This is a genomic window from Mycoplasma ovis str. Michigan, assembly GCF_000508245.1.
In the GTDB taxonomy this organism is placed as follows: Bacteria; Bacillota_I; Bacilli_A; order Mycoplasmatales; family Mycoplasmoidaceae; genus Eperythrozoon_A; species Eperythrozoon_A ovis.
On record NC_023062.1, the window covers coordinates 609077 to 622145 of the forward strand.

At 31.2% G+C, this 13069-nt stretch carries 19 protein-coding genes; 17 read left to right on the forward strand and 2 right to left on the reverse strand.

From position 1 onward, the window contains the following. Nucleotide 1: 1 nt before the first annotated feature. From MR07_RS03465 to MR07_RS03500, 8 genes are all read left to right on the forward strand, one after another. Nucleotides 2-826: a hypothetical protein gene (locus MR07_RS03465; protein WP_024071520.1), complete on the forward strand. Its 825-nt coding sequence runs from the start codon at nt 2-4 to the stop codon at nt 824-826. A 153-nt stretch (nt 827-979) separates the two neighbouring features. Next, nucleotides 980-1750, forward strand: coding sequence for a hypothetical protein (locus MR07_RS03470; protein ID WP_024071521.1), 771 nt, complete (start codon nt 980-982; stop codon nt 1748-1750). A 1-nt stretch (nt 1751) separates the two neighbouring features. Further along, entirely contained in the window at nt 1752-2585 is an 834-nt protein-coding gene (locus MR07_RS03475) for a hypothetical protein (protein ID WP_024071522.1), read from the forward strand. 443 nt (nt 2586-3028) lie between these two features. After that, entirely contained in the window at nt 3029-3604 is a 576-nt protein-coding gene (locus MR07_RS03480) for a hypothetical protein (protein ID WP_024071524.1), read from the forward strand. Nucleotides 3605-4313: 709 nt separating this feature from the next. Further along, complete coding sequence (locus MR07_RS03485; protein WP_024071525.1) at nt 4314-4568, forward strand: hypothetical protein; 255 nt, start codon at nt 4314-4316, stop codon at nt 4566-4568. 15 nt (nt 4569-4583) lie between these two features. After that, complete coding sequence (locus tag MR07_RS03490; RefSeq protein ID WP_024071526.1) at nt 4584-4880, forward strand: hypothetical protein; 297 nt, start codon at nt 4584-4586, stop codon at nt 4878-4880. 236 nt (nt 4881-5116) lie between these two features. Continuing rightward, complete coding sequence (locus tag MR07_RS03495) at nt 5117-5515, forward strand: hypothetical protein (protein WP_144079580.1); 399 nt, start codon at nt 5117-5119, stop codon at nt 5513-5515. Nucleotides 5516-5682: 167 nt separating this feature from the next. Beyond that, nucleotides 5683-6135 (forward strand): hypothetical protein, encoded by a 453-nt coding sequence (locus tag MR07_RS03500; protein ID WP_024071529.1) that lies wholly within the window; start codon nt 5683-5685, stop codon nt 6133-6135. A 553-nt stretch (nt 6136-6688) separates the two neighbouring features. Here the strand turns inward: MR07_RS03500 and MR07_RS03505 are convergent. Next, nucleotides 6689-7150, reverse strand: coding sequence for a hypothetical protein (locus tag MR07_RS03505; RefSeq protein WP_024071531.1), 462 nt, complete (start codon nt 7148-7150; stop codon nt 6689-6691). Between the two features lie 598 nt (nt 7151-7748). Beyond that, nucleotides 7749-8075, reverse strand: a complete 327-nt coding sequence (locus MR07_RS03510; protein ID WP_024071533.1) for a hypothetical protein — start codon at nt 8073-8075, stop codon at nt 7749-7751. Here MR07_RS03510 and MR07_RS03515 point away from each other — a divergent pair. The 9 genes from MR07_RS03515 to MR07_RS03555 all read left to right on the forward strand — a co-directional run bounded on the left by MR07_RS03515 (nt 8044) and on the right by MR07_RS03555 (nt 13065). Beyond that, a complete protein-coding gene (locus MR07_RS03515) occupies nt 8044-8502 on the forward strand; it encodes a hypothetical protein (RefSeq protein WP_024071534.1) in 459 nt (152 codons plus the stop codon). The genes MR07_RS03510 and MR07_RS03515 overlap by 32 nt on opposite strands. A 275-nt stretch (nt 8503-8777) precedes the next feature. Next, on the forward strand, nt 8778-8969 hold the full coding sequence (locus MR07_RS03520) for a hypothetical protein (RefSeq protein ID WP_144079581.1): 192 nt from the start codon (nt 8778-8780) through the stop codon (nt 8967-8969). Nucleotides 8970-9142: 173 nt separating this feature from the next. Beyond that, the gene (locus tag MR07_RS03525) at nt 9143-9562 is read left to right on the forward strand and encodes a hypothetical protein (protein ID WP_024071536.1); all 420 of its coding nucleotides are present in this window, start codon (nt 9143-9145) and stop codon (nt 9560-9562) included. A gap of 10 nt (nt 9563-9572) precedes the next feature. Beyond that, the gene (locus MR07_RS03530; RefSeq protein WP_024071537.1) at nt 9573-9794 is read left to right on the forward strand and encodes a hypothetical protein; all 222 of its coding nucleotides are present in this window, start codon (nt 9573-9575) and stop codon (nt 9792-9794) included. A 126-nt stretch (nt 9795-9920) separates the two neighbouring features. Further along, nucleotides 9921-10403 (forward strand): hypothetical protein, encoded by a 483-nt coding sequence (locus MR07_RS03535; protein ID WP_024071538.1) that lies wholly within the window; start codon nt 9921-9923, stop codon nt 10401-10403. 95 nt (nt 10404-10498) lie between these two features. Then, nucleotides 10499-11305, forward strand: a complete 807-nt coding sequence (locus tag MR07_RS03540) for a coiled-coil domain-containing protein (RefSeq protein WP_024071539.1) — start codon at nt 10499-10501, stop codon at nt 11303-11305. A 22-nt stretch (nt 11306-11327) separates the two neighbouring features. After that, on the forward strand, nt 11328-11702 hold the full coding sequence (locus MR07_RS03545; protein WP_024071540.1) for a hypothetical protein: 375 nt from the start codon (nt 11328-11330) through the stop codon (nt 11700-11702). A gap of 189 nt (nt 11703-11891) precedes the next feature. Further along, nucleotides 11892-12131 carry a hypothetical protein gene (locus MR07_RS03550; RefSeq protein WP_144079582.1) on the forward strand — a complete coding sequence of 80 codons (240 nt, stop codon included), beginning with the start codon at nt 11892-11894 and terminating at the stop codon, nt 12129-12131. Between the two features lie 55 nt (nt 12132-12186). Next, complete coding sequence (locus MR07_RS03555; RefSeq protein WP_043901216.1) at nt 12187-13065, forward strand: hypothetical protein; 879 nt, start codon at nt 12187-12189, stop codon at nt 13063-13065. Nucleotides 13066-13069 lie beyond the last annotated feature (4 nt).

Below are 13069 nucleotides of genomic sequence, written 5' to 3' on the forward strand. Positions count from 1 at the left end.
TATGGCTATTTTAAAAGCTTTAAGTTTGGGTTTAAGTGGAGTTTTAGCTGGAGGAGCAGTTATTGGAATTGGAGGTAAGGTATTGCTGGGAAGCAATCAAACAGTAGTTACAAATAGTTCAGATGAGTTATCCGATCCGACCGAAGAATTAGAAGAAACAACTTACACTATAACCCAGTTGAAAACTGAGTTGAATGAATTGACTAAACAACAATCTGACAAGAGGAGTGAGTACGATAGGGACTTGGCTTCCAAGCAAGAAGAGTTAGGAAGATTAAGAGGATTGACAAAGGGTTTCGATGAAACTAAAGAACAACTAAAAACGTTAAGGGGAGAAGGGAGTCAAGATAGTGAAAATGAATGAAACTCAAAAATTAAACAACAAAAAACTGAATTGGAAAGAATTCAGCAAGATAAAAGAGCTTCTTTAGAAGCGAAGAATCAAGCTGAAAAATACAATCGAGAGTCAAGTACAAGATTAGAACAAATGAAAAGATTTGAAAAAGTTTTTAACGAATTTTTGGAGGAAAATATTTCTGAAGATCAAATTAAAGACGTTGAGCAATACAAAGAAAGATTGTCAAGTATTGCGTTACAACGCAAAGGTAAGATAGATAATTTTTACAAGAGTATTTCCGAGAACTTGGAAAAATTAATTAGGGATTTGAGAACTGGGAGAGAGGTAAAAGTAACTGAAACAGATGCACAGTGAGATAGACTGTATTTACCAGGATATACATGAAAATTACCTATAGTAGGTTCTCCGCAAGAGGAAGAGGAGTTTATAAAAACCTTGAAAGATATATTTGAAAAATTGAAAAAATAAGTAATTCTTTTAAAAGTACAAATAACTGCAGAAATTAATTAGAGAAGAAATAATAATTATTTGGTTTGTTTCTATTTTTTTAACTCTTTCGCGCAAAACATAAAATTAAGGTAATTAAGTAATTTTGTTTAAACACCTAAATAAATAGTTGGAATGGCTTTTTTAAAGGCGATAATCTTGGGAGGAAGTGGGTTAGTGTTAGGTGGTACTGTGGTTGGAGTTGGTGTTAATCAACACTTAACCTCTCGACGAATTACATCCGCAACCGAAGATTTAACTGTTCGGGGGGGGCATTTAGAACAACAATTACAAGAAAAAACTAAAGAAGTAGACAGGTTAAAAGAGGAGGTAGAGAGACGTAAGGGAGAATTATTAAGTGAAAAGGAGCAACAAGCTGGAGAACTAACAACTTTAGAACAACAACTAGAAGTATTAAGACAACAGAAGTCTGAGTTAGAGAACGCTAAAACACAAATACAAAACTTATTAAATAGTAAAGATAATTTAGACGCTTTAAATAGACAATACGAGGAACAAGAAAAACTGATTTCAACACTTAAGGCAGGACTAGAAGCTGACTTGAAAGAAAAAACACAAGTTGAGGGAGCTAAGAGAGACTTAGGTCAGGAATTACAACAATTTAAAGATTTTGAAGAACTATATAGCAGGTTATTTGGTAAAGTACCATCTAAAGAGGCTATCAATGCGTTGAAGAGAGACGAGGACGCAATTTTGGGATCGGGGCAATTCAAGAAAACAGTAGTTACAAGATTGAGACGTAGTTTCTTCGATACATTGGACGCGTTTATCAGTGACCTAAAAAACGGAAGATATCTGAAAGTAGGAGTAAAAGAGGGTGACGAACAAAAATTTATAAAACAGTTAGAAGAGAAAAAAGCAGAATGAATGAAAGATAGTAAATAATATGGCCATTTTGAAAGCTTTAAGTTTAGGCTTAAGTGGAGTTCTGGCTGGAGGAGTTGCAATTGGAGCTGGAGGTAAATTGTTGCTTGGGAGCGGTTCAGAATTGACTACAGGAAATCAAATTCAGTTATCCGATCGCACTGCAGAGTTAGAAGAACAATCTAACACTATAACTCAATTGCAGAATGAGTTGGATAAATTAATTCAACAAAAGTCTGAAAATGAGGATAATTACAACAAGGATTTGTCTTCCAGACAAGATGAGTTAAAAAAATTAAGAGAATCGACATCAACAGAAGACTTAAGCGCAACTAAGAAACAACTAGAAGATCTGAAGAGAACATATGACCAAAATAGTGAGGATGCATTGAACTTAAAAATTAGTGGAATAAAAGCTGAGCTAGAAAAAATTCAACAAAATAAAAAAACTTATTTGGAAGAAAAGAACCAAGCTCAAAAAGAACACAAGGAATTAAGTGAAAAATTAGAACAGATGAAGAGATTGGAGAAAATCTTTAAAGAATTTTTAAAAGATAGTTCCACTGGAGATCAGATTAAAAGCATTGAAGAATACAAAGCAAAATTATTAAGCGTGATAACACGACAAAGAGAAGAAATAAGTGCTTTTCGAAAGGATATTTCAGACAATTTGGCAAGATTATTTGATGAACTTCGTTCTGGAAAAGAAGTCAAAGTAATTGAAGCAGATTTAGATAGAAGTAGGCTATACATATCAGGATATAAATACAAAGTACCCATAGTAGGTTCTACAAAAGAGGAAGAAGAGTTTATAAAAACCTTGACAGATGTATTTGAACAATTGAAAAATAAATAATTCTTTTAAAAGTTCTAATCTTAAGGGTTTCGAAATATAATACCTAAATTAATTTCTCTACCACTCTTTGGTTACATAATTGAGAAATTGAAATTGATTCAAGTTACAAGAATTAGAGATTGTTTCTTTTAACTTAGACAATTAAATTATTTTGGAATTAATGTTGGGAGATGGGAATTATAAAAACCCAATGAATATTCTCTTGAAAAATCTAGAATCTAAGGAAACACATTATCCGTCAATCAGAGAGGGGTACATTTTTTTATAGACTAACCACTTTAAAAATTTTTCAAAAATTATTAGATTTTTGTCTCTTTTGGAAGAAACCAAATTTTTTGATGAAAAAATTTCAGTAAGCCTTTATTGGATATAAAATTAAGGTTTTTTATAAAGCTTTCAACTGAGGTACAATAACTGGATAGCTAAACTAACTAAATTCTATAATGGCTATTTCAAGGTTAGGGAGACATTTATTAATTGCATTAGGTCTAGGTGGCGTTGTTTCGGGAATTACTGCAACTGCGATTTCTTTCTCTCCAGCGGGTGGGGCAGTAGCTAGCTCGAAAGAAGTAACATACGAAACAAAGACATGTTATAGTTTGTTTTCTAGTGTAGCGGATGGTGGTTTCATGTATGTCTGCCCGCCCCCTCAGGAAAAAGATAATCCTCTATTTTGACTTGAATGATGAGGGAAAGAGTGACAACGACGTGACATGATGCAAGTTAAATCAATAACGACAAGCAAACAAGAAAGAAAACTTACAGTTACAATAACTCCTAACAATGGAACTGGAACTAAAGAAATAAATATGAATATTGGGGGAATAAATACATGAGACGTAATTCTTGGATTTGATAGTGATAAATTAACACAATTGGATAATCAAGATCTCTCTACAATTTGTAAGTTTGAGACAGCAACGGGAGGTTCTCACAGGCCTAAATTAACTTGTGGTGATTATAAACAAGAATTAAAAGTTATAAAAACAATTAAAATTCCCCAAACTCAGGCTAAATAATTAAATTGTTAAGGAATCGAAGTCAGGTAATTGTGAAATAATTTCAGATATCGTTGGTTTGCAGTATATGATACGAGACCTTGTGCTAGATAGTTTCTGGTGTCTATTTGCATTTTCCGCCCTAACTGAATAGATATATTCATAGAAATTTTTTAGAGAAAGAAAAAATACATTAACTACTAAAACGAAAGTTGACAAGAAAATGACAACTTCTCCTGTAGTTTCAGAAAAAAATAATGAAAATTATAAAAAATAGTTTTGTTGAAAGTAGATTGGAGTCTGAGATGAATGGCGAAAGGAAAAAAGGGACTTAATTAGCAGGTGGTAAAAATTTAGGATAGTTAAAATTATTTTTTTCGCCACAAAAGGCAAAATTATATCTGTATCCATTGTACATCGCTCTTTAAACTCTTTTTTATTGATTCATTAACAATGTCTATTAGTCGCAATGCGCTTGTGTGGTTTCTGGGATTGTAGGAAGTTTTTCGAGTATCCTTTTGATACTGAGGCAACATTGAGTTTCTGCCGATACAGTTTTATGCGCTTCAAGGAAAAAATATATCATAGAAAGATAAATTTATAGAAGAATTAAAAAAATTGTTTGAATCCTTGAAAGAAAAAGAAAGTTAAAGTTCTAAAAGAGTCTGTTTTTAAGGGGACTACAAATAATTAAGACTTCGTCAATTGTACAATTAGAAAAATTAGTTAAATGAGCTTTTTAGGATTATCTAAATTTGCTGTTTTTGCTTTGTCTGGAGTTTCAATTGCAACTCCAATTGCTTTTTCGAAATCAGCTTCTAATTCCTATAGTGTTTTAGCTGAGTTTTTGCCAGACAAGACATGTTATGAGTTTGAAATTGAATCAAATACCTCTGAAAGATTAATGGCTTGCACAAATAATAATTATTATTTATACGATATAGAACAAAATAAAATTCTGGAATTAAAAGATTTAAAAGCTTAAGGAGAAAGAAAGGTTTTGGCAACTATTACAGAAAGTGGGGAAACTAAAGCTTTCACCATTGCAAGCCCAATCTTGGCAGAGTTCCCAAATAATTTATCTCTCAAATTAGAAGCAGTTGATGAGGATGGATTTCCGAGTTCTTGAGGGGAGAAGAATTATTGTTTTCTCTCTGAATCTCCTAAAGATAGAGGTTATCCAGAAGACCAAGAGGATGAAGAATATAAAAGGGATAATGTGCAAGTGAAAAGATCTACAAGTATCGAATGTAGAATCTATTGCGCTAAATCCCCTCCAATAACAATTAATCTCTAAAAGTTAAGTATTAGTTTTTAAGCTACCCCGAAGGACTTTAATTTTTAACTTAATAGTCAAAAATTCTTATTTACAAGCCGTAAATGGTTGTTATAAAAAAATACTTAATTAGAATTGATGAGGGACAATTTGTTCTTAGCTCTAAGGAGCAGAACAATTGACCTTCTTTCTAAAACACTCAACTCTGACTGCATATTAAATACTTGAGATCTAAGACTAAGTTATTTTTATGAGGATTGGCTTTTATTACTGTATCAGGAGGTATTTCAGCACTCACTTTAAGTAATAGTGTCGGGACATTCCAAGAATATAAAGGAATTCCTTTATCTACAAAAATGAGAACAGTTAGCAAATCACAAGTTTTAGATGAAAATAAGAAACTGGAAATTCAGACAATATCTCCAAATGCAGAGAAACTAACTCCTTACACTAGTCTTCCTGATATTAAGTTATATTTCAATGGTAATGATTCAGAGAAATTAGAAGTATCTCCACCTAAAGGAGAAGAAGACTCTGAAAAAACAATTGAACAAGTAAAGGGAGAAATAACAATTTCAGAGAAAGTTGAGGAAATAAATAACCTATTGCTGAAAAAATATCAATCTATTCTCGAGAAGGGGGGGGCAAAGGTCTAAAAAAACATCAAACCAATATTCAAGAAGTCCGAAGAAAAATTACAAAGGGAGTTGCAAAGAGGGGAAAAGATGAAGATATAATTCACTCTCTTGATCCAAAAGAAAGACACAGTTTACAAAAGATTTATAAGCTCCACAGAACACTTTCCAATGAGAGAAATAAACTTTTGAAAAACTTAAGTTCTGTTTCTAAAGGGGACAATGAGTCTAAAGAAAATAAAGTAAAAGACAAAAAATCTCCTGTTCCCGAAAATCTTTCCTCGGCCCTAAAACAAATTAATTGAGGAAATAAGCAAATTAAGCTAACTAAGGAAGGGAATGTTACACAAAGTTCTTATCAAAATGATTGGGGAGCATGAAAAGATAATCCTTACAGCAAGTTTTATGTGAAACAAGAGGATTTTGAGAAAGCTTTAGACGAGATAAATCAATCATCCAAGGAATTTCGCCCAAAAAGAAAAGAAGTTGATGAAAAGATTGCTAAATTACATTTCAAAGGGACAAAAGAAGAAGAGGCCTTGAAATATGACAAATGATTAATAGAACAAAAACTAAAGCATCTTAAACATCCTATTGAATTTCAAATAGCTAAAAAGTTATTAGAAAAAATTAAAAAATAAATATTTGGTATATTTCTTAAAAGATCTTTCTAAAAGATATCGATTATCGAATTTTCCCAAAAAGCATTGAAAAATTGAGGAAAAGTTTATTTACAGGTCTTTAAATACCATTTAACATTGATTTTGAGTATTTTCAATAATTTATATTTAGCGACTACCTTTTATATTTTTGGACTCAATTTCTCTAGTATCTCTTTATTGCTAGGTGAAAAATTAATTTGGAAATTAAAGAACAGAAGAAATTATTTTTAAGAACATTTCAATAATTTTTTATTCAAATTGGAGCCATATTCAACAGAACAAGAAAAGTCCATGAGTTTAATAATTCTAGGCTCTTTTACTTCCGTAAATTCCCTATAATCTTCCTTTTCTTTGGAAATCTCAAAATCTAATATTGTTGTTCTTCCCGCATTTCAGTATCGTTTTTCGGAATTAAAGGTAATTTCATAATTCCAACAGAAGCAACTACAGTGCCAAATAATGTCTTTTTAAAGAAAGACAAAAATAGTTGTCTTTCATTTTGATTTTTTAGAGAATCATTATTTTCATAGTATTAGCTTCAAGTTTTTTTCTTGGTATATATTTCATTTATTGTTTCTTCTGCTATCTCTCATATTTTCATTCAATCTTGTCTATTTAATTTATCTGTATTGAAATTTGTTTTACACCTTCAATCGTTATTTATGTTTATTAATGCACGTGTTAAGCGGAAAATATAAAGTTTACGAAATTTTTGAGATATTTCTCTTAGCGTTTTATTCATTATTTCTTCCAATTCTTTTGCACAAGGAAATTCAGGTATTTCTTTTAATTCTTCATATGCTTCTTTATGTTCTTCTCAACTTTCATAAAAGCTTTTTATATTTCATTTTTTTTCTCATTTTTTTATCATGTTTAAGCTACTTTTTAGATGTTCAAGAGTTTCGCTATCTGAATCTTTAATTCAATTTTTTAAGTTTTGAAATATCATTTGTTTATTAATTTTTTTAGGTAGAGAGTTTTTTACTTTATTCATTTTTTAGAAGTTATTCTTTTTTACTTAATTCATTTGCCACTTCACTAACTTCGGGTCCATAATTGTTACCATTGGAATAATCTTTTTCATCTAAAAAATAACCTAGTTTTTTTCATTCAATACTTTTCAAAACTTATCGTTTGTTTTTTCTAATTCTCTTATTAACTTGAGTGTTATTTCTTCGTTATTACTTAGATTGTCCTAAAACTTTACTGTTGTAGTTTCAAATAATATTTAAAAATTCCAATGTAACGCAGGTGATTAACAAGGTCCACTCCTGTTTTCACTTGTGTATCTTTTTTTCTTATCTTAATTGGAATTTCATTTGATTTCTTTCTTCAAATGAGTATTAATGAATACTCACAGATAGTCTCTTTCAATTTTTTAAAGTTCTATCGGTCGTAAATCTATACGATACAACTTTTGGTTTTCCATTTCTTTTTTTGTTTTGGTTGAACTCTGTTCAAGTTTTTAAGCATTTGATACAAAATGCTATTGATATATCGACTTACAATTTAAAAATAATTGGACAAGTAGATTGCCAAAACCATGTTTTCCTATATCATTCTCCTACTTGTAAGTTTTTTAAACTTGCTTTCTAAAAGAAGTAGTTAATTATGCCTATAAGTCCAAGCAAACTTGCTTTAGTTGCTGGAATTTGGGGAGGATGTTCGGGTATTCCGTGACTTCTAAGACAACAATAAGGTTCTACTAATGATAAGCCTATAGTTCAAGTAACTCAACAGCCTACTCCATCTTTAGATTCTCGTGAGGAACACATTACTTCTGGAGAATCACTTCCAGAATCTCCTATAAAAGATCCACAAGAAGTTCCTCCCGAGGATGAACCTGAAATGGCTCCTCATGTTCCTGTGGTACCAGAAGTAAAAGAAATGAGTGGTAATTGCGAAATAATAAAAGCCAAGGCTAGCTTTGATGGCGATGCAGGTAGCACAGAAAATGAAAAAACATTGGGAGACGCAATCTGAAATGCCGGTCAAGAAATAGACCATTATCTTTCGGTAATTTGCAAAAAAACAAATGAAGGGGAAGATTCTAAGTTTCCTAGTGATTGGGCAGGTTCATTCCCGAATAATCTTTTCCCAAGAAGAGAGACATTAACTGCGGGGAATAAGCTTGATATAAAAATGCAAGTTACGACAGGAGAAGAAAATTCAGGAGATTATAGAAAAATAGTTTTTACGGGTAAAGCATTTGAATCTGATATTGAGGGAGAGTGAGAGGGAGAAGTGCAAATGGTAGGGGATAAATTTGACAAACCGGTTAATGTGGTGAATATAACTAAGCCAACAAGTTCTCTCAATAAAATTTTTGTCAGTCAATTGGTATAAATCGCTTTTTGGAAAAGAGAATTAAGCAATTGTTTCCAATGAACTAACGAATTTATCTAAAAAATAAAAATAAGCAGAAATAATTGTGAAAGGAATAACAAGAGACTTTAAGAGAAATTAGAATAATGAGTCTTAGATAACTAAAAGTGCCAATGCATGCGAATAAAATAAATCTAATTAATTCGATTTAGCGAAAAAGGGTCATTAAAAGTTTGAAAATAAAAATAATTAGATAATTATGGCCAACCTAAAGACTCTTCTGCTGGGGGGGTCTATTGTTGGGAGGAACAACTGTCGGACTAGGATTTAAAGGGTTTCGGCATCAAGCAGTTGTTACTGAAATTACGCAAGAAGAATATGATGAGCAATTAAGGTCTAAAAATCAACAAATAACTCAATTAAGTGATCAGTTGTCCAAGAAAAATGCAGATTTATTAAGCGAAAAATCTAAATACGAAAAGATTTAGGACAAAGAGAACAAGAATTAAAGAATTTAGAAAAACAGCAGAAAGATTTAGATAGTACTACAAAACAATTAACCGAAGAATTAAAAGAAAGGCAACCAAAGGTTGAAGAAACTAAAAGATCTTTAGAACAAATAAAGCAAGAGAAAGCGGGTTATGAAACAACCAAAAGACAATTGGAGCAACAACTAAATCAACAAAAGACTGAACTTTCGAAAGCTGAAGAACGCAAAAGTTCATTGGAGAAATCTCAGAAAGATTTACAAGCTAGAAGAGAGCAGGCTCAAAGTGAAAAGAATGATTTAAGTGCAAGAATTAATCAAATTAAAAATTTGGAAACACTTGAGAAAATTTTCCTAGTGTTAAACAATGAAGATCCTTCAACTGGGAGGGCTTTAGAAATTCAAAAACATAAAAAAGAATTGTTGAATTTACGAAAGGAAAAAATTAAAGATTTTAGAGGTTCCATGTTTGACATGCTAAACAGATGAGTCAATAAATTGGAAGGAAATTCTGCAGAAAAAATCAAGTTTAAAAATCGATTAGAACAAGTTGTGAAGGATTGAAAGACGAATTGAAAATTTAAGACTTTATAAATAAATAATTATGAGTTCTTTAAGGGCTATAATAAAAGAGTTAAGTGGTGTTTTGGCGGGAGGTACCACTATTGGATTAGGTGCGGATAAATTATTTGTCGGAGGACAGCCTTCTTCCTCCGAAATACTCAATGCAAAAGATGAAGAGATTAGTGAGTTATTTAGTAAGTTAGAACAGAGTGGCCAAGAGTTATCAGATGAAAAAACTAATTATGAAAAGAAATTACAGTAATTTGAAAGACAATTGCAAGAGTTAAAAGAAAAACAGGAAAAATTTAACAGTAATAAACAGGAATTAGAAAATCAAATAAAACAACAAGAGTAGGAATTATCAAATACTGAAAAATCATTAAGTCAAGTGAGCAGTGCAAATTCCAAAAACATCAATGCAATTAATGATTTACAAGCAAAATTAAAAGAACAAAATAATCAGCTTTCAAAAGCTAAATCAGAAAGAGATACTTTAGAAATAGCTCATGCAAGTGAACGAACGAAAAATAGTAATTTAGAAAAAGAAAGAAATAGTCTAAAAAAGAAATTGGAAAAACTAAGTTACCTCCAAAGTGTTTTTTCAGAGCTACGGGGTATTAAAATTTCAAGTCAACAAATCACGAATATCAACCAATATAAAGCATTCTTGCAGGAGGCTGTAAAAAGAAAAGGTATCGAGTTGCACAGAAAGCAACAAGGTATTTGATCTGGTTTGGCTAACTTAATTGGTCACAATAAAAAAGATCGAGAAACCAAATTAGAAAAAAAGGGGATCATTGGAGATGCAGACAAAGAAGATAAATTTGTAAACAACTTTAGAAATTTGTTAAACAAAATTGAGAGAATATAGTCGATAAAAAGAAGTTAAATTAAACTACTCTTAAAAATGGATAAGACAGTTTTAAAAATTTCTAAGCGAACTAAAAAGACAATAAGTAATTAATTATGTCTGGTTGAAAAACTATGCTTCTGGGGGGGGCAGGAGGATTGTTATTTGGCGGATCAACCGTTGGAGTAGTTTTTAGAGGAGGCAATCAACCAGTTCCTGCAAATGTTACAGCTGAATTAGAATCCAAGGGACGAGAAATAACTCAACTAGAAGCTGATTTATTACAAAAGATTGAATATCTAAAGAACGAACAAACTAAACACGAAAAAGATATACAAGAAAAAGAAAACTTACTAAAGGGTTTAGAGTCACAACAAGAAGAGTTACAAAAACTAACAGAGGATTTGGACAACAAAAAAGAAGAAGTTGAAAATACTAAAAAATCTTTAGAACAGTTAAAGCGGGCCAAGTCTGATTATCAAAAAACTAAACAACAATTATGGTCGGAACTAAAGAAAAAAGGAGTTGAGATTTCAACAATTACAAAAGAGAAAAGTTCATTGGAAAGAGTTAAGAACCAACTTCAAGAGAAAAATGTAAGAATTCAAAAGGAGGTCCAACAATTACAGGAAACTGTTAAACAAGTTAGCAATTTGCAAAAACTCGAAATGATTGTTAAAGGATTAGAAGGTAATGTTGTTCCAAAAGAGCAAGTTCAGGAAATTAAAGACCGTGAACAAAAATTGTTATCTCTTCGTTCAAATGCAAAGAAAGAATTGAGGTCTGATGTTGCAAGAATGTTAGATAGATTAGTTAGTGATCTTGAATCAAGAAGGGGAATATGAAAGGATATTCAAGACAACACAAGTTTTAAGGATCGCTTGAAGGGAGTGATCAATGCTTGAAAAACAACTAAAAAATAGGGGGGATATTAGTTAGTTAATTATGGGTTACTTGAAAGTTTTAATGACTGGATTGGGTGGCGCCATAACAGGAGGTACTGCAATTGGATTGATGGGAGGACAATCTCCTTCAAATTTACAAATACTAGAAAGAAAAGTTAGTGAATTAAGAGAACAATTGCAACAAAGTAATTTGGATGTATTATCTGAACAAAAAGATTACGAGTTAAAGTTGGAAGAAGTAACGCAAAGAATTCAAATGTCACAAAGTCAGCTTGGTGACAAACAAACATTAGAAGAGCAGATGAAACAACAAGAGGAAGAATTGTTGAAAATTACACAATCAATAGAAGCAATGCAAAATGGTAGCATTGAAGATCAAATAAAAGCACTAGAGGTTAGATTAAAAGATCAATAGAATAAGATTTCAGGAGCCCAATTTGAAAAAACAGACATGGAAAAAATTAATAAAGATGCTCAAGTAGAAAAAGATAACCTGAAAAGGGAAAAGGATGATTTGAAGGAAAAATTAAAAAAATTGAATTATTTGGAAAAGATTTTTGCGTAATTATTGAAAGAAAAAATCGACAAAAATCAAATTAAGGACATGGGGACATATAAAGCGGTTTTACATAATGCCATAACTAGAAGGCAAAGATCAATAAGGGACAAGAATACAGATATTATGAGTTCTTTAAATAAATTACGTGTTCAGTTGCTAGGTAGAGCCAACACTCGAGGATTTGCGGGAACTACAAGAGAAATATATGGGCAAAATATAGTTGACTCTCAAGTGAGAGAGGAACGATTCTTAGCAGAATTGCAGAAAATATTAGAAAAGATTTAAAGTAAAGGGGTTAAATTTAGAGTAGAAGTTTAAAAATTCGAGTGGTAGGTTAATTATGTCCCTCTTAAAAGTTCTCGTGGGGTGGGGCAGTGGATTATTATTAGGAAGTGCAACGATTGGTGTAGGTATTCGTGAATATGCCAAAAATAGTGCTAAGACAATTGCTCAAGAAACCAAGGAAAAATCAGAGAAAAGAACAATTGAACGTTCTAGAGAATTAAATGAAAGATCTCAAGAAATAGATGATTTAAGCGAAAAATTAGAGGAAAATACTAAACATTTACTAAAAGAGAACTACAGATACGCTAAAAAAATAGAAGAAATTGAACAAAAAATAAAAAAATTAGAAGAACAAAAGGTTAGTTACGATAGTACTACCCAATCACTAATAAAGGAATTAGAAAATAAAAAACAAGAGTTTGAAAATACTAAGAATTTCTTAAACAAATTAGAGAATGAAAAGGCTGATTATGAGAGCAATAAACAAAGATTAGAAACGCAATTACAACAACAAAAGAGTGAGCTTGAAACAATTCAGGAAAATAAAAGGCTATTAGAAGAATCTAAAAATAAAGCTCAAGAAGAAAAAGAACAAACTGAAAAGGAAAAAACAAAACTTAAAGAGGAGATAGAAGGATTTAAAGATTTTTCATATCTTGAAAATATCTTTAAAGAATTAACAAAAGATAGTGTGAATCAGCAGAAACTTCAAAAAGTTAAGACTTATGAAACAAGTTTGTTGGGTTCAACGAAACGACATAAGACTGAAAAGACTAGATTAAGAGAACAAGTTTTGATGACACTTAAGAATTGAGTTGATGGACTTACTTCAAGACCACACGTGTTTTTTGGGAAAGAAGAAGATAAAAAGAACTTTAAAGCTAAGTTAGAATCTTTGCTTAAATCTTGAACTATAGCAGAACAATCAAGATAAGGTC